This is a genomic window from Burkholderia stagnalis (assembly GCF_902830275.1).
GTDB classification, from domain to species: domain Bacteria; phylum Pseudomonadota; class Gammaproteobacteria; order Burkholderiales; family Burkholderiaceae; genus Burkholderia; species Burkholderia stagnalis.
In genome coordinates this window covers 66511-83337 of the sequence record NZ_CADESW010000006.1, presented here as the reverse complement: position 1 = coordinate 83337, position 16827 = coordinate 66511, and the positions used below count along the sequence as shown (strand labels likewise).

Here is a 16827-nt window from a genome sequence, read left to right as displayed (position 1 = left end):
CGATAAAATGGGATGGTTAAGATGTCTCGAAACGATGTGACGCCCGGGCGGGCGGAACAGGCGGGCCAGTCGAAGGCGCAGGCGGCGCAGGCGGCGCGGACGGCCCAGGCCGTGCCGAGCGAAGCGGCGACGGCCCAGCCGAACTTCGACATCGCCGCGCTGCGCAGCCTGGTGGCCGGCGTGGATCTCGGCAGCTTCGCGAAGGCGGCGGACCGGGTCGCGCGCTCGACGTCGGCGGTGAGCGCGCAGATCCGCAAGCTCGAGGAGCAGGCGGGCGCGCCGCTGTTCGTCAAGGCGGGGCGCGGGCTCGCGCTGACCGATGCCGGCGACGCGATGCTGCGCTACGCGCGGCGCATGATCGAGCTGAACGACGAGGCGGTGGCCGCCGTGCGTGGCGCGACGCTCGACGGCTGGGTGCGAATCGGCCTGCAGGAGGATTTCGGCGAGGCGGTCCTGCCGGGCGTGCTGGGCCGCTTCGCGCGCGCACACCCGCAGGTGCGGATCGAGGCGCGCGTCGCGTGCAACGCCGATCTGCTCGAGCGGCTCGACGCGAACCAGCTCGACCTCGCGCTGGTGTGGGGCGATCCCGCGTCGGCGGCGTTCGTCGCGCGCACGGGGATCGGCAGCGAGGAGATCGCGCGCGTGCCGATGCGGTGGATCGGGACGGCCGGTGCAGGTGCGACCGGCTCAGGTGCGGCCGGGGGCGGTGAAGCCGGCGCGCGGCCCGCTTACACGCGCGACGACCCGCTGCCGCTCGTGATGTTCGACCGGCCGTGCCGCTTCTTCGCGTCGGCGACGGACGCGCTCGATCGCGCGGGCGTGCCATGGCGCGTCGCGTTCACGACGCCGAGCCTCGCGGGCCTGTGGGCGGCCGCCGCGGCGGGCCTCGGGCTGACGGTGCGTTCGCACCACGGGCTGCCTGCGACGGTGCGCCTGCTCGATGCCGCGCCGCTCGGCCTGCCCGAACTGCCGAGCCTGCCGCTGATGCTGCTGCGCCGGGCGTCGTCGGCGACGCCGACGGTCGAGCGCCTCGCGCGGATCATGACGCAGGCGGTGAGCGCGGCGACGCAAACGCCGGTTGCGGCGTTTGCGGCCTGACTGCGATCGGCCGGCATGCGTTCGGTCGACCGTTCGGCTGACTGGATCGGCTTGAGGAATCCCGTGAGAATGGTGGTTCCGCAATGGAGTCCATCATGCAGAACGCCAATCTCCACGATGCCGCACTCGATCTGTCGCGGCTCGTCGATGCCGCGATCGCCGGCGAACGCGTCGTGATCTCGCAGGACGGCAAGCCGTCGGTCCGGCTCGTGCCGCTCAAGCCCATCCACCCGTTTGGCGTCCTCAAGGGGCAGATATGGATCGCCGATGACTTTGATGCGCCGCTTCCCGACGACCTGCTGGACGCGTTCGAAGGGAAGTAATGCGGTTGCTGTTCGATACGCACATCCTTCTCTGGGTAGTGGCCAATGATCCGAAACTCAGTATTGCGGCGCGCACGCTGATCTCCGCCGCCGATGAAGTGTTCATCAGCAGCGCGAGCATCCGGGAATTGGCGATCAAGGCGGGAAAGGGAAAGCTGGACGTCGATGTGGATCGACTCATCGATGAGATCGGGGCGAGCGGTTACAGCGAACTGCCCGTTCGGGCCGCGCACGGCGCGGCCGTGTGCAACCTGCCCCGCCATCATCGCGACCCGTTCGACCGGTTGCTCGTCGCGCAGCCGTGGTGCGAGCCGCTGTGGCTTGTCACTGCCGATGGCCACCTCGCGCAGTACGGCTCGTCCCGAATCCTGACGGTTTGAAACGGTTTCGGGATCGACATCCTACGCCGTCGCGGGCGCCTCCAGCGCCGCATGCAGCGCATCCAGCTTCACCCGCAGCGCGTCGCTCGCCGGTACGAACGGCAACCGCAAGCCGTCCTCGCACCAGCCCTGCGCGGCCAGCAGCGCCTTGACCGGCGCCGGGTTCGGCTCCGCGAACAGCGCAGCCACGAGCGGCTGCAGCGCGACCGAGATCCGCCGCGCATCGGCGAGCCTGCCGTCGCGCAGCAGCGTATACATGCGCACGTGCCACTCGGGCAGCAGGTGCGCGCTGCTCGCGATCGTCCCGTGCGCACCCGCGCACAGCGCCGCGAAATTCTGGCTGTCGTCGCCGGACAGGATCGCGAGCGGCGTCTCGTGCACGAGGCGCGTCATCCGCTCGATGCTGCCGCCGCATTCCTTGACGCCCGCGACGCGCGTGTCGCGCGCGAGCGCCTGCAGCGTGTCCAGCTCGACGTTCACGCCGGTGCGGTACGGGATGTTGTAGACGAGCACCGGCAGGCCGGCGGCTTCGACGACCGCCTCGACGTGCCGCCGGATCCCGTCCTGCGTCGGCCGCACGTAGACGGGCGGCGTGACGAGCAGCCCGTCCGCGCGCAGTGCCGCGATCTCGCGCGCACGGGCCGCGGCGAAATGCGTCGCGCTCGCGGTCAGACCGACGACGATCGGATGGTCCGGCGCCGCGTCGCGCAGCGTCGCGAACACCGCATCCTGTTCGCGTGCGTCGAGCAGTGCGCCTTCGCCCGTCGTCGCACCGGCGACGAAGCCGGCGATGCCGGTCGCCGCGTAGCGGCGGGCAAGCCGCGCGAGCGCCGCGTGATCGACCTCGCCATCGTGAAACGGCGTGATGAGCGGCAGCCAGATACCTTCGAAACGTGTTTGCATGCAAAGCCTCTTGTGGAATCGGATAGGGTGGGAACCGTTCCGCCGGCGGGGTGCCGGAACGAGGCGTGCAAGCGAGGAGAGAAAAACGACCTGCGGGCATCCCGTCCGGCATTCGCCTGACGGGACGCGACGTCCCCGTCAGTCGAGGAGTCGTTTTTTCAGTTTCAGCCCGGCCGCACGCGCGCCTGCCGCGACGGCGGCAAGGATGAGGTGCGAGCGCAGGACTTCGGACATGGATGAACCGTGAAGTGGGCTGAGCGGCGATCTTAGCATTCCTGCGGCCGCGCGCGCGAGCGGCCGCCGCCGGTTTAGCAGAAATCCTGCTTTGCTTTCCACGACAGATTGGAAGGCGCTGCGCGGCCGGCCGCTAGAATGCCCGCTTACGTTTCGATGACAGCGCGTGCGAGCGCCGTCACGCATCAACCACTGGAAGCGGGGCATTTCAACGATGGCAAACACGAAGGGGATCGGCCGGCTGCTGCTGGCGGGCACGGCGGCGCTCGTCGTCTCGACGACGGCCGCGCATGCGGACACGTCGCTGCTGAACGTGTCGTACGACGTGACGCGCGAGCTGTACAAGGACATCAACGCGGGCTTCATCGCCGCCTACAAGCAGAAGACCGGCGAGACGGTGACGGTCAAGCAGTCGCACGGCGCATCGAGCGCGCAGGCGCTGTCGGTGCTGCAGGGCCTGCAGGCCGACGTCGTGACGATGAACCAGCCGAACGACATCGACCTGCTCGCCGAGCGCGGGCAGCTGCTGGCGAAGGACTGGCGCACCCGCTTCGCGGACAACAGCTCGCCGTACTCCACCACGATGGTGTTCCTCGTGCGCAAGGGCAACCCGAAGGCGATCAAGGACTGGAGCGATCTCGCGAAGCCGGGCGTGCAGGTGATCATCGCGAACCCGAAGACGTCGGGCAACGGCCGCTACGCGTATCTCGCCGCGTGGGGCTACCAGAAGCAGAAGGGCGCGACCGACGAGCAGGCGCTCGCGTTCGAGAAAGCGATTTTCCGCAACGTGCCGGTGCTCGATTCCGGCGGCCGGGGCGCCACCACGACGTTCACGCAGCGCGGCATCGGCGACGTGCTCGTCACGTTCGAGAACGAGGTCGCGCTGATGGACACCGGCGCGTCGGGCGCGCAGTTCGACGCGGTGTATCCGTCGGCGAGCATCCTCGCCGAGCCGCCGGTCGCGGTCGTCGACAAGGTGGTCGACAAGAAGGGCACGAAGCCGGTCGCGCAGGCGTATCTGGCCTACCTGTACACGCCGGAAGCGCAGGAGATCATCGCGCAGCACCATCTGCGCCCGCGCGATGCGAACGTGCTGAAGAAGCACGCGGCCGAGTTCAAGGCGCTGAAGACGTTCAGCGTCGAACAGGTCTTCGGCAGCTGGGCGAACGCGCAGAAGACGCACTTCGCGGACGGCGGCACGTTCGACCAGGTGATCGTCGACCGGAAGTGACGCCGGGTTGATGCGGCGTGCCGGCCGGCACGCCGCATACCGCGCGCGTCGTGATGACTTCCGTCTTCCTGCGGCGCGGCGCACACATCTTCTCCGCGATCGGCGCCTCGCACGACGATCCCGTTCGTCGTTTCGACCGCGTTGCGCATGCAGCCGGCCCGGTCGCGACCCGCGTGCTACGCTCAGCGCTTTCCCGCTTTCGGCGCCGTGCGATGAACGTCGATCCTTCCTCCGCTCCCTACCGCGGCCGTGGCCGCAAGATCTGGTCGGGCACCCGCCACGTGGTCGCCTACGGGATGCCGCCGCTCGGCTGGCGCGACCTGTACCACCGCGCGCTGACGGTGAGCTGGCCGGTGTTCTTCCTGTCGCTCGCGGTGCTGTTCCTGTTCATCAACGGCTGCTTCGCGACGCTGTACCTGCTCGGCACCGCGCCGATCGCGAACCAGTCGCCGCCCGGTTTCGTCGGCGCGTTCTTCTTCAGCGTCGAGACGCTCGCGACCGTCGGCTACGGCGACATGCATCCGCAGACCATGTATGCGCACGTCGTCGCGACGCTCGAGATCTTCATCGGGATGTCGGGGATCGCGCTGGCCACCGGGCTGGTGTTCGCGCGGTTCTCACGGCCGCGCGCGAAGATCCTGTTCGCGCGCTACGCGATCGTGCGGCCGCTGAACGGCCGCATGACGCTGATGGTGCGGGTGGCGAACGCTCGCCAGAACGTGATCGCCGAGGCGCGCGCGAAGCTGCGGCTGATGCGCGTCGAGGGCACGCACGAGGGCTATACGCTGCGCAAGATCCACGACCTGCCGCTCGTGCGCAGCGAGCACCCGATCTTCCTGCTCGGCTGGAACCTGATGCACGTGATCGACGAGACGAGCCCGCTGTTCGGCGAGACGGCGGAATCGCTCGCGGCGCGCGACGCGTCGCTGCTGATCACGATCGAAGGCTCGGACGAGACGACCTCGCAGGTGATGCAGGGGCGCTATTCGTGGCTGCACGGCGAGATCCGCTGGTTCTACCGTTACGTCGACCTGATGCGCGAAGAGGGCGGCATCACGCATATCGACTACACCCATTTCCACGAGGTCGTGCCGATCGACGACCATCCGGACGCGGGCACGCCCGGCGCCACGGTGTCGGCGCCGGGGCCGGGGCCGGCCGCGTGAGGCCCGGCGCGGCCGGTTTGCAGGGCCGGAGGGCCGGCTGCCGTCACGGATGCAGCAGCCGCGCCGCTTCGCGCTGTTCGATCGCCACCGCGCGGCGGAAGCCGTCGCGGTCTTCCGCGCGCGTGACGTAGTCGCCGAGCACGCCTTCGTGCGGCAGCAGGTGCGCGTCGAACGCGATCTTCAGCGTGCTGGCGAGCAGCAGGTCCGCGGCCGTGAAGTGCTCGCCGACGAGCCACGGGCTGTGGGCGAGCGTCTGCGCCAGCGCGCGCTGCACGCGCGTGATGTTGCCCCAGCCGAATGCGACGGGGTTGCCCGACGCGCCGGTGAATTTTTCCGCCATCGCGGGCTCGAGGCAGGTGGGCGTGAAGAACAGCCATTGCAGGAAGCGGCCGCGCAGCGGATGGTCGGGCGCGACGCCTAGCTGCGCGTCGGGAAAGCGGTCGGCGAGGTAGAGCAGCACCGCGCCGGATTCGGCGAACGGCGCGCTGCCGTCGTCGAGCGCGGGCAGCTTCGCCATCGGGTTGACCTGGACGAACGCGTCGCTGCCCTGTTCGTGCGAGCGCAGGTCGATCGGCTCCAGCTCGTAGCCGACACCGATTTCCTCCAGCATCCACAGCGCCCGGAACGCCCGGGTCTTCGGCCAGTAGTAGAGCTTCATCGCGCCTCCGCGTGTCGTCGGTCGATGGTCAAGCGTACCCGAGCGGGGGAGGTTGGGACAGGGGCGACCAGCATGCCGTCGAGCGTCGAATAAAGGGTAAATCAAATAACTAGTCATTCAATGACTAGTAATGAAATAAATCGCGCCACGTCGCTCGCGCCACGAATGGCCTCGTCGTCATGGGCCATCCGTTCCGCCCTTCGCATGACGTCTGCCACATTGTCCGGACGAAGCGCGCAACACAAAGTGGAGGCACCGGTCAGCTCACCCGAACGCATGCCTGCCGGTCTCCCCGGCGGGGTGCGCCGGCCTCATGCAAAGGACGTTTGCCATGCCTCTGTCCAACCCGATTCCGCAGGATTACAAGACCAGCCTGGTCATCGAGAACGCCACCCCCTACGACATTTCCATGAGCGCAACCTACGCCAATGCGTCGGATTGGGGGAAGGGCAACGCGCCCGCCTTCCAGAACATTGCGCTGCCTTCGCGCCAATCCGTATCGCAGGACCTGGTGGTCGCGGGGAGCGCCGGGTCGGCAGTGATCGTCGTCACCTTTACGGTGCCGCTCGATCCGCAGAAGTCGGCCAGCATCGTTGCGAAGATCAACCAGTGCGACGCGAAGACGCCTCCTGCGGCCCTGTCCGATCCGGACGGCAAGAGCACGAAGGACTATCTGCAGATCGCCGAGGACTGCCATCTGTCAGACGTGATCGTCTATGCGGATGTGCAATGCACGCCGCCCAACGCATTCAAGCTCCTGCAATTCGTTTCAGGCAAGGACGGGGCATACCTGAATGCGTTGACCATCGTGAACAGCTGAGCGAGGAGACATCGACATGTGGATGACCCAACTCTTCGCGAACTACCTGCAGAACCGGCCGTTGAGCGCGATCACGATTCCCGGTACGCACGACAGCGGCTGCTACGTGAACTCCATGCGCCTGGCGCGCATGGCGCGCACGCAAACCGCGGACATGGCGGCACAGCTCGCCGGTGGCATACGCTATTTCGACCTGCGCCCCGCTATCGCGCGCAACGGCACATACTGGACCTACCATGGCGCGCCTTACTGGGGAGACTCGTTCGACAATATCCTGCGCGCGATCATCAACTACTTCACGACCATTCGAGCGGCGGATTGCGAACTCGTCATTCTGAACATCTCGCACTTCAACGGCGAGTGGGGCGACGACATGCACGCCCGCTTCATCGATTACCTGAGCAATACGCTCGGCGACCGGCTGGTGCAGTACACGCAGAACAGCGCGACGGTTGCCGACAACATCAACCTGTTCAACGCCAATTACGGACAGCTCCTCGTCAATCCCGGCGATCGTTCCGTGAAATCCCGGGTGGCCATTCTCTATGACGGCGCGATGGATCAGCGCCGGGAGCCGTATCTTGTCAACCCGGCATTGACCTTGCCGAGAGGCTTCTTCCTCATCAACAAATATGTAATCGGCCAGGCGGCGAACAGCCTGACCTTGTTCGACCAGTATTCGAACGCGAGCGACGTGGACGAGATGGCGGCCACGCAGTACCGGAGGCTGACGCAGCGCGGCAATCGCACGATCGCGCCCGCGCAGTTCGGGGTCAACTATCCCGCGAATCCGGCGGGCGGCGCGCCGGGCACGCTGCACCTGCTTTCGTGGACTTGCACGTATTGGGGACGATCGCTGATGACCAGCATCGTCGATCGCGCGGCGAACGACGTCAATCCGCGCCTGAGGCGGTTCTTCGTCCGCGATCCGCTCAACCCGGTTCCCAGCTGGTCGTATCACCCGGAACGCGACCCGAAGATCAACATCATCTATACCGACCATTTTGCGTCGGCGACGTCGAACGCCTTCGGCGGCGGACATCCGGACCAGGGGCTCGGCCTGATGGCGATGCCGGTTGCGCTGGCTGCGAAGCTCAACAAGTACGGCGCCGGCGCGCAGGCATGGACCGGATGGGATGGGTGGTGATGCGAAGCCGGTGCGCCGGGTGGGGCACCGGTTCATCCGCTGAGTCTGCGGGGTGGGCCGGCGCTCATCGGCGTCGAGAGCGGGCGTGGCGAATGCCGCGCTTTCGGTTGTGGATATCCGCGCCCGAAGCGACGCGAAATGCTGTGGAATTCAATGGTGAGCGTGGACCCTGATTGAACGCGTCGCTGGATCGGGGTGTGGATATCCGGCTTCGGAAACGAGTCGGATCGCTGTGAAACACGACGGTGAGGGGCGTCGCGTGATCGTGTGTGTTGTCGAGCCCGGTGTGGATATCTGCTCGCCGAAGCCACTCGGAACCCTGTGCATTTTAACGGTGAGGGTGAGGCGACGACAGGACGCGTCGGCAGATTCGGTGTGGATATCCAGCCTTCGGGGCCACTCGAGACGATGTGGATTCCGAAGGTGAGTACGAGCGCGCGATCGAACGTGTTGCCGATTCCGGCGTGGATATCCGCTCTCCGAAGCCACTCGGCGCGCTGTGTATTTTAACGGTGAGGGTGAGGCGTTGATCGAACGTGTCGGCGGACTCGGTGTGGATATCCAGCCTCCGCGGCTACTCGAAACGCTGTGGATTCCGAAGGTGAGTGCGAGCGCGCGATCGAACGTGTTGCCGATTCCGGTGTGGATATCCGCTCTCCGAAGCCACTCGGCGCGCTGTGTATTTTAACGGTGAGGGTGAGGCATTGATCGACCGCGTCGGCAGATTCGGTGTGGATATCCAGCCTCTGGGGCCACTTGAGACGCTCTGGATTCCGAAGGTGAGTGCAGGCATACGATCGCAAGTGCCGCTGATTCCGATGTGGATATCCGCCCGATGAAACCACTCGGAGCGCTGTGCATTTTAACGGTGAGAGTGAGGCGCTGATCGAACGTGCCTGCGGACTCAGTGTGGATATCCCGCCTCCGGAGTCACTCGAAACGCTGTGGACTTCGAAGGTGAGTGTGAGCGCGATCGAATGTGTTGCCGATTCCGGTGCGGACAACCATTCAACGGAACCACTCGGAGCGCCGTGCATTTTAACGGTGAGAGTGAGGCGCTGATCGAACGTGCCTGCGGACTCGGTGTGGATATCCGCTCTCCGAAGCCACTCGACACGCTGTGTATTTTAACGGTGAGGGTGAGGCGCTGATCGAACGTGCCGGTGAACTCGGTGTGGACATCCAGCCTCCCCGATCACTCGGAACACTATGGATTCCATCGGTGAGCGCAGGCACCTGCGCGAACATGTCGCCAGATCGAGTGTGGATATCCGGTCCCGGAGGCCACTCAGAACGCTGTGGATTCTAACGGTGAGCACGAGCGCTGCCGTCTCGATCAGGCATCAGGCCCGATGTCGATCCCCGGCCTCGAAAGCGACTCGAAGCCCTGTGCATTTCAACGGTGAGCATGACTGCCGATCACACGCGTCGAGCCGCATTTCCATTGTGGATATCCGCCTCGCTCGACGAATCGAAACCCTGTGCAATCCATCGGTGAGGATGCCCGCCCCAGCCGCCAAGACCCGCGTCCAGCGGCGCGCGGACGGCGGCCTGTCGCCTCGGCCGGCCGCTCCGCCCAAAAACCGCTTCCGCAGCAAACCGCCCAGGAACCCCGGACCCCCGCCCAATCCGCCACACAGCAGCCACGCGCGAAATCTCTCTCAAATCCAGCGCAAATGATGCGTAGTTTTTCTCACCACAGCGCCGCCTGAGCAAGATAAGAAAAAACATTCTTCTTTCCGCGCGAAAAAATAGAGCCATTCCGCTGCCGCCGGCACAGGCGTCGCCCGACCCGCCGCCGGAGCAGCGATCAGAACAGCACAAAATCACGGAGACGTCCCCATGACCGCCCGCTTGCCCATCGATGGCACGCCCGCCCTATCCGACTATCGTCTGACCGACAACCTGACCGCCACGCGCGGCCGGATCTTCCTGACCGGCACGCAGGCGCTGGTGCGCCTGCTGCTGATGCAGCGCGCGGCCGACGCCGAGCAGGGCCTGAACACGGCCGGCTTCGTCAGCGGCTACCGCGGCTCGCCGCTCGGCATGGTCGACCAGCAGCTGTGGAAGGCGAAGAAACTGCTCGACGGCAGCGGCGTGCGCTTCCTGCCCGCAATCAACGAAGAACTCGGCGGCACCGCGGTGCTCGGCACGCAGCGCGTCGAGGCCGACCCGGAGCGCACGGTCGAGGGCGTCTATGCGATGTGGTACGGCAAGGGCCCGGGCGTCGACCGCGCGGGCGACGCGCTGAAGCACGGCAACGCGTACGGCTCGTCGCCGCATGGCGGCGTGCTGGTCGTCGCGGGCGACGACCACGGCTGCGTGTCGTCGTCGATGCCGCACCAGAGCGACTTCGCGATGATCGCGTGGCACATGCCGGTCGTGAATCCGTCGAACATCGCCGACATGCTCGAATTCGGCCTGTACGGCTGGGCGCTGTCGCGCTACTCGGGCGCGTGGGTCGGCTTCAAGGCGATCTCGGAGACGGTCGAATCGGGGTCGACCGTCGACCTCGACGCGGTGCGCACGCACTGGCCCGCGCCGGCCGGCTTCACGCCGCCCGCGGGCGGCCTGCACAACCGCTGGCCCGACCTGCCGAGCCTCACGATCGAGGCGCGCCTCGCGGCGAAGCTCGACGCGGTGCGCCACTTCGCGCGCACCCACAGCATCGACAAGTGGATCGCGCCGGCCGCGCACGCGAACGTCGGCATCGTCACCTGCGGCAAGGCGCACCTCGACCTGATGGAAGCGCTGCGCCGGCTCGACCTCACCGTCGCCGATCTCGAAGCGGCCGGCGTGCGGATCTACAAGGTCGGCCTGTCGTACCCGCTCGAGATGACGCGCATCGAAACCTTCGTCGACGGCCTCGCCGAGGTGCTCGTGATCGAAGAGAAGGGCCCGGTGATCGAGCAGCAGATCAAGGACTACCTGTACAACCGCGCGGACGGCGCGCGCCCGCGCGTGCTCGGCAAGCATGACGCCGAAGGCGCGTGCCTGCTGTCCGAGCTCGGCGAGCTGCGGCCGTCGCGCATCCTGCCGGTGTTCGCCGAATGGCTCGCGCGCCACAAGCCGGCGCTCGATCGCCGCGAGCGCGTGGTCGACCTGGTCGCGCCGCAGATCCTGTCGAACGAGGCCGACGCGGTGAAGCGCACGCCGTATTTCTGCTCGGGCTGCCCGCACAACACGTCGACGAAGGTGCCGGAAGGCTCGATCGCGCAGGCCGGCATCGGCTGCCACTTCATGGCGTCGTGGATGGAGCGCGACACGACCGGGCTGATCCAGATGGGCGGCGAGGGTGTCGACTGGGCCGCGCACGCGATGTTCACGAACACGAAGCACGTGTTCCAGAACCTCGGCGACGGCACCTACTTCCACTCGGGGATTCTCGCGATCCGCCAGGCGGTCGCCGCGAAGGCGAACATCACGTACAAGATCCTCTACAACGACGCGGTGGCGATGACGGGCGGCCAGCCGGTGGACGGCAGCATCTCGGTGCCGCAGATCGCGCGGCAGGTCGAGGCGGAAGGCGTGTCGCGCTTCGTCGTGGTGTCCGACGAACCGCAGAAGTACGATGGCCATCACGGGCTGTTCCCGAAGGGCACGACGTTCCACCACCGCAGCGAACTGGACGCGGTGCAGCGCGAGCTGCGCGAGACGCCGGGCGTCACCGTGCTGATCTACGACCAGACCTGCGCGGCCGAGAAGCGCCGCCGCCGCAAGAAGGGCGAATTCCCCGACCCGGACAAGCGCCTGTTCATCAACGACGCGGTGTGCGAAGGCTGCGGCGATTGCGGCGTGCAGTCGAACTGCCTGTCGGTCGAGCCGCTCGAGACGCCGCTCGGCCGCAAGCGCCGCATCGACCAGTCGTCGTGCAACAAGGATTTCTCGTGCGTGAACGGCTTCTGCCCGAGCTTCGTGACGGTCGAAGGCGCGGCGCTGAAGAAGGCCGCGGGCGCGGCGTTCGACGAGGCGGCGCTCGCCGCGCGCGTCGACGCGCTGCCGGTGCCGGCCACCCATCTCGATGCGGCGCCGTACGACATGCTCGTGACGGGCGTCGGCGGCACCGGCGTCGTGACGGTCGGCGCGCTGGTCAGCATGGCCGCGCACCTCGAAGGCAAGAGCGCATCGGTGCTCGACTTCATGGGCTTTGCTCAGAAGGGCGGCTCGGTGCTGTCGTTCGTGCGGATCGCCGCGAGCGACGAATGGCTGCACCAGGTGCGCATCGACACGCAGCAGGCGGACGTGCTGCTCGCGTGCGACATGGTGGTCGGCGCGAGCGCGGACGCGCTGCAGACGGTGCGCCACGAGCGCTCGCGGATCGTCGTCAACACGCACCGGATCCCGAACGCGTCGTTCGTGCAGAACCCCGACGCGAATCTGCACGCGGACGCGCTGCTCGAGAAGATGCATCACGCGGCCGGCGACGGCTACCTGTCGAGCTGCGACGCGCAGGCGCTCGCCGCGAAGTTCCTCGGCGATTCGATCGGCGCGAACATCCTGATGCTCGGCTTCGCATGGCAGCTCGGCCTCGTGCCGGTGTCGCACGCGGCGATGATGCGCGCGATCGAGCTGAACAACGTCGCGGTGCCGATGAACAAGCTCGCGTTCTCGATCGGCCGGATGGCGGCGGGCGACCCGGCCGGCCTCGACGCGTTGTGGAACGCGCGTCACGCGGTGGCGGCGCACGCCGCGCCCGAGACGCTCGCCGAGCTGATCGCGGATCGCGAAGCGCGCCTCGACGCCTACGGCGGCGCGCGCTACGTCGAGCGCTATCGCACGCTCGTGAACGCCGCGCACGCGAAGGGCGACGATGCGCTCACGCGCGCGGTCGCGACGACGTTCTATCGCCTCCTCGCGGTGAAGGACGAATACGAGGTCGCGCGCCTGTACGCGGACGGCGCATTCCGCACCGCGCTCGAAGCGCAGTTCGAAGGCGTGCCGGGGCAGGACTATCGCGTGAAGTTCAACCTCGCGCCGCCGACGGTCGCGAAGGCGGGCCGCGACGGCAGCGTGCCGAAGAAGCGCGTGTTCGGCCAGTGGATGTGGCCGGTGCTCGGCGCGCTCGCGCGCGTGCGCAGCCTGCGCGGCACGTGGCTCGATCCGTTCGGCCGCACCGTCGAGCGCAGGATGGAGCGCGCGCTCGCCGACGACTACGAGACGACGCTGGCCCGCGCGCTCGCCGCGACGACGGCCGACAACGCGGCGCGCGTCGCGCAGCTCGCCGACCTGCATGCGCGCGTGCGCGGTTTCGGCCACGTGAAGCTGCGCAACCTCGCCGGCGTGAAGCGCGCGGAGCGGGAGCTCGCGCTGCAGCTCGGCATCGACGCGGCGACGAGCGCGGCGGTGCAGCACGCGCTCGACGAGGTGAAGGGCGCGGGCACGCTGAAGGGGATTCCGGTGGTCGTCGCGAAGTAACGCGGCCTGCACAAGGCAAAACGGCGACGCCCGGCAGCGGGCGTCGCCGTTTTGCATTCGGGCGTGCACGCCGCGATCGCGGCACCGCCGGCAACGGTCAGGCCAACTTCAGGCCAACCTCAGGCCAACCTCAGGCCAACCTCAGGCCAACCTCAGGCCAACCTCAGGCCAACCTCAGGCCAACCCCTTCTTGCGCGTCGACAGCGCCGTTTCCGACAGGTCGATTTCGCGCAGCAGCTTGACGAGCGTCTCGTCGGAGATCCGGTGATCGCCGCGCATCTTGTACAGCATCGAGCGTTCCGCGCGCACGGCCGCGATCCGCATCTGCAATTCCATCCTTTCGGACTGCCTGGCCTGCGCGCGCGGCGTCTTGTCGCCGTCGGACAGCGCGGCGAGGCGGCGCCGGTACTGCTCCATCACGCGCGCGGCGATGTCCGCGCAGCGCGCGGAGCCGGTTTCGTCGAGGTCGACCGAGATCGCATCGTGCGCGGTGTCGATCGCGCGGATCGCGGCCTGCGCGGCGGCCGCGCGCGCGCTGCGCTCCTCTTCCTCGTGCGGGTTGCGTGTCGAGCGCACGCCGCGCAGCAGCAGCGGCAGGCCGGCGACGGCGACGAACAGCGAACCGAGGATCACGCCCGACGCGATGAAGATCGCGGTGTCGCGCCCGGCGAGCGGCGTGCCGTCGCCGAGCGCGACCGGGATCGACAGCACGCCGGCGAGCGTCACCGCGCCGCGCACGCCGCCGACCGTCATCACCGCGATCGTGCGCAGCCCCGCCATCGTGCCGGCGAGGCCCTGGCGCGCCGCGCGGCGGCTCGCGATCCAGCGCAGCAGCCACACCCACAGGAAGCGGATCGCATAGAGCGCGACGAGCATCGCGAGCACGTTGACGATCATCCGGCCGACGAGCGCGTCGCTCGTATGGTGCGCGTCGACCAGCGCGCGGCCGATGATGTGCGGCAACTGCAGCCCGAGCATGATGAACACCATGCCGTTGAACACGAACTCGATCATCGCCCACGTGCTTTCCGCACGCACGCGCGCGGCGACCGTGCTTTTGCGCGAGAAGCTCGTGTAATTCATCATCATCCCGGCCGATACGGCGGCCAGCACGCCGGACAGGTCCAGATGCTCGGCGAACAGGTAGGCGGCGAACGGCACGAGCAGCGTCATCACGATGCCGGGCGCCGGATCGCCCTCCTGCTCGGCGTTCAGGAAGCGCGTCGACAGCACGCTGAACAGCCACGACACCACTGCGCCCGTCGCGAGCCCGCCGGCGGCGACGATCACGAACGTCACCGACGCGTCGCGCAGCGAGAACATCCCGGTCAGCGCGGCGGCCACCGCGAACTTCAGCGCGACGAGGCCCGACGCGTCGTTCATCAGCGCCTCGCCTTCGAGGATGTGCATCAGCTGCGGCGGGATCCGGCCCTTTCCGGCGATGCCCGACAGCGCGACCGCGTCGGTCGGCGACAGCACCGCGGCGAGCGCGAACGCGATCGGCAGCGGCAACTCGGGAATCAGCCAATGCGCGAAATAGCCGACCGCGAGTACCGTCATGAAGACGAGCCCGAACGCGAGCATCAGGATCGCGCGGCGCTGCAGGTACAGCTCGCGCTTCGGAATCCGCCAGCCGTCCGCGAACAGCAGCGGCGGAATGAACAGCAGCATGAAGATTTCCGGGTCGAACGCGACGTGCAGGTTGAATGCCGGCCACGCGAGGATCGCGCCGAACGCGATCTGCATCAGCGGCAGCGGCAGCCGCAACGGCAGCACGCGGGTGATCGCGCCGGACAGCGCGACGGTGAGCAGCAGGATCAGGACGGTGAAGACGATTTCCATCGATACGTCGAAAGCGGGGAATGAAACGGCCGTACGGAGTGTAGCGTGCCGACGTGGCGGCTGCGCTCGAGCGCCGGTGCGCGTGCACCTTGTCGGTGCGCGCGGCATGCGCCACATCGGTGCGTCGGCCGCGCGAAGCGGCGTGGCGTGGCGGGGCCCGGTGCGCACGGAGCTTGCTTGATGCTTGCGGCCAAGCAACGACAACCCGCGACAACAACCGGAATCCGAGGGCTTACTCATCATGACCAATCGCGCGCCGTCCCGTCCGTCAGCCGCCGCGTTCGCCAGCATCAGGAGGAGGGTATGACGATCGTGCAACAGGAGCGTCCGGCCGCGGCGTCGCCGTACCGCTTCGAGCGGGAGGTGACGTCCGGCTTCGAGCGTCTGGCGACGCAGCATCACGACCTGACGCTCACGACCGTGTTCCAGCCGATTTTCAGCCTGTCGCACCAGCGCGCGGTGGGCTACGAAGCGCTGCTGCGCGCGCACGACACGCTCGACCGGCCGGTGTCCCCGCTCGACGTGTTCGGCGACGCGGCGCGCCACGGCGAGCTGCTGCAGCTCGACCGGCTCGCGCAGGCGCTGCATCTCGAGAACTTCGCGCTGCTCGGCGCCGAGCGCGAATGGCTGTTCCTGAACGTGCACCCGGGCGTGCTGACCGATCCGTTCCAGGCCGCGGCGCTGCTCGCGAACCTGAAGCGCCTCGGCATGCCGCCGCGCCGCATCGTGCTCGAGGTGCTCGAGCAGCGCGCGGACGATCACGAGCGGCTCGCCGATGCGGTGCGCGAATTCCGCACGCACGGCTTCCTGATCGCGCTCGACGATTTCGGCGCCGGCCATTCGAACCTCGAGCGAATCTGGCAGCTCAACCCGGACATCGTGAAGCTCGACCGGATCATGCTGTCGCACGCCGCGCATCGCACCGGGCTCACCGCCATCCTGCACGGCCTCGTCACGCTGCTGCACGAGGCCGGCAAGCTGGTGCTGGTCGAAGGGATCGAGACCGAGCACGAGGCGCAGATCGCGCTGTCGTGCGAGGCCGACTTCGTGCAGGGCTACTTCTTCGGCCGGCCGGCGCCGGGGCTGCCCGACAGCGCGGCCGCGACCGCGTGCATCGGCGAGCTGACCGAGCGCTACCGCCAGCAGGCCGACGCGCGCGAGCGGCGCGACGCGCAGCGGCTCGCGCCGTACCTGCGCGCGTTCGAGCGCGCGGCCGAGCGCCTCGCGGCCGGCGAGCCGCTCGACGAGGTGTGCTGGAACTTCCTCGCGCTCGACGACGCGGCGCGCTGCTTCCTGCTCGACGGGCAGGGCCGGCAGGCGGGCCGCAACGTCGTGCTGCGCGCCGATCGCGCGACCCGCGAGGCGCGCTTCCTGCCGCTCGCGGACGCGCAGGGCGCGAACTGGCTGCGGCGGCCGTATTTCCGCGCGGCGATCGCCGAGCCGGGCCGCGTGCAGGTGACGCGGCCGTACCTGTCGATCAACGAGGCGCAGCCGTGCGTGACGCTGTCGGTCGCGATCCGCGTCGGCGACGCGCTGCGCGTGCTGTGCGGGGATCTCGACTGGGGGGATGAGGAGGTGGACGCGGGCGCGGGCTAGCGCGCGTCGTCCGG

General features: G+C 68.0%; 12 protein-coding genes. 9 read left to right on the top strand and 3 right to left on the bottom strand.

Annotation, left to right across the window (positions count from 1 at the left end):
• Positions 1–21: 21 nt before the first annotated feature.
• The 3 genes from HWY45_RS12985 (at position 22) to HWY45_RS12975 (ending at position 1801) form a co-directional block, all read left to right on the top strand.
• Positions 22–1098, top strand: coding sequence for a LysR substrate-binding domain-containing protein (locus HWY45_RS12985; protein WP_230946925.1), 1077 nt, complete (start codon positions 22–24; stop codon positions 1096–1098).
• A gap of 95 nt (positions 1099–1193) precedes the next feature.
• Positions 1194–1421 (top strand): type II toxin-antitoxin system Phd/YefM family antitoxin, encoded by a 228-nt coding sequence (locus tag HWY45_RS12980; protein WP_059566580.1) that lies wholly within the window; start codon positions 1194–1196, stop codon positions 1419–1421.
• Positions 1421–1801, top strand: a complete 381-nt coding sequence (locus HWY45_RS12975) for a type II toxin-antitoxin system VapC family toxin (RefSeq protein ID WP_059883189.1) — start codon at positions 1421–1423, stop codon at positions 1799–1801. Before HWY45_RS12980 ends, HWY45_RS12975 begins: the two co-directional genes overlap by 1 nt.
• Before the next feature lie 21 nt (positions 1802–1822).
• On the opposite strand, the gene dapA is transcribed toward HWY45_RS12975, so the two are convergent.
• Positions 1823–2704, bottom strand: a complete 882-nt coding sequence (dapA, locus tag HWY45_RS12970) for a 4-hydroxy-tetrahydrodipicolinate synthase (protein WP_059566420.1) — start codon at positions 2702–2704, stop codon at positions 1823–1825.
• Positions 2705–3152: 448 nt separating this feature from the next.
• On the opposite strand from dapA, the gene HWY45_RS12960 reads away from it, so the two are divergent.
• The gene (locus HWY45_RS12960) at positions 3153–4169 is read left to right on the top strand and encodes a sulfate ABC transporter substrate-binding protein (protein WP_059883191.1); all 1017 of its coding nucleotides are present in this window, start codon (positions 3153–3155) and stop codon (positions 4167–4169) included.
• A 212-nt stretch (positions 4170–4381) separates the two neighbouring features.
• A complete protein-coding gene (locus HWY45_RS12955) occupies positions 4382–5335 on the top strand; it encodes an ion channel (protein WP_059566581.1) in 954 nt (317 codons plus the stop codon).
• Between the two features lie 43 nt (positions 5336–5378).
• On the opposite strand, the gene HWY45_RS12950 is transcribed toward HWY45_RS12955, so the two are convergent.
• The gene (locus HWY45_RS12950) at positions 5379–5993 is read right to left on the bottom strand and encodes a glutathione S-transferase family protein (protein WP_059803358.1); all 615 of its coding nucleotides are present in this window, start codon (positions 5991–5993) and stop codon (positions 5379–5381) included.
• A gap of 331 nt (positions 5994–6324) precedes the next feature.
• Here HWY45_RS12950 and HWY45_RS12945 point away from each other — a divergent pair, with 331 nt between their 5' ends.
• The 3 genes from HWY45_RS12945 to HWY45_RS12935 all read left to right on the top strand — a co-directional run bounded on the left by HWY45_RS12945 (position 6325) and on the right by HWY45_RS12935 (position 13375).
• Positions 6325–6813, top strand: a complete 489-nt coding sequence (locus HWY45_RS12945; protein WP_059883192.1) for a hypothetical protein — start codon at positions 6325–6327, stop codon at positions 6811–6813.
• A 16-nt stretch (positions 6814–6829) separates the two neighbouring features.
• The gene (locus HWY45_RS12940; protein ID WP_059883194.1) at positions 6830–7960 is read left to right on the top strand and encodes a PI-PLC domain-containing protein; all 1131 of its coding nucleotides are present in this window, start codon (positions 6830–6832) and stop codon (positions 7958–7960) included.
• A 1842-nt stretch (positions 7961–9802) separates the two neighbouring features.
• Positions 9803–13375: an indolepyruvate ferredoxin oxidoreductase family protein gene (locus HWY45_RS12935; RefSeq protein ID WP_059883196.1), complete on the top strand. Its 3573-nt coding sequence runs from the start codon at positions 9803–9805 to the stop codon at positions 13373–13375.
• Positions 13376–13549: 174 nt separating this feature from the next.
• On the opposite strand, the gene HWY45_RS12930 is transcribed toward HWY45_RS12935, so the two are convergent.
• The gene (locus HWY45_RS12930; protein ID WP_059883199.1) at positions 13550–15217 is read right to left on the bottom strand and encodes a Na+/H+ antiporter; all 1668 of its coding nucleotides are present in this window, start codon (positions 15215–15217) and stop codon (positions 13550–13552) included.
• Between the two features lie 303 nt (positions 15218–15520).
• Here HWY45_RS12930 and HWY45_RS12925 point away from each other — a divergent pair, with 303 nt between their 5' ends.
• Positions 15521–16813 (top strand): sensor domain-containing phosphodiesterase, encoded by a 1293-nt coding sequence (locus tag HWY45_RS12925; protein WP_059803350.1) that lies wholly within the window; start codon positions 15521–15523, stop codon positions 16811–16813.
• Positions 16814–16827: the final 14 nt, after the last annotated feature.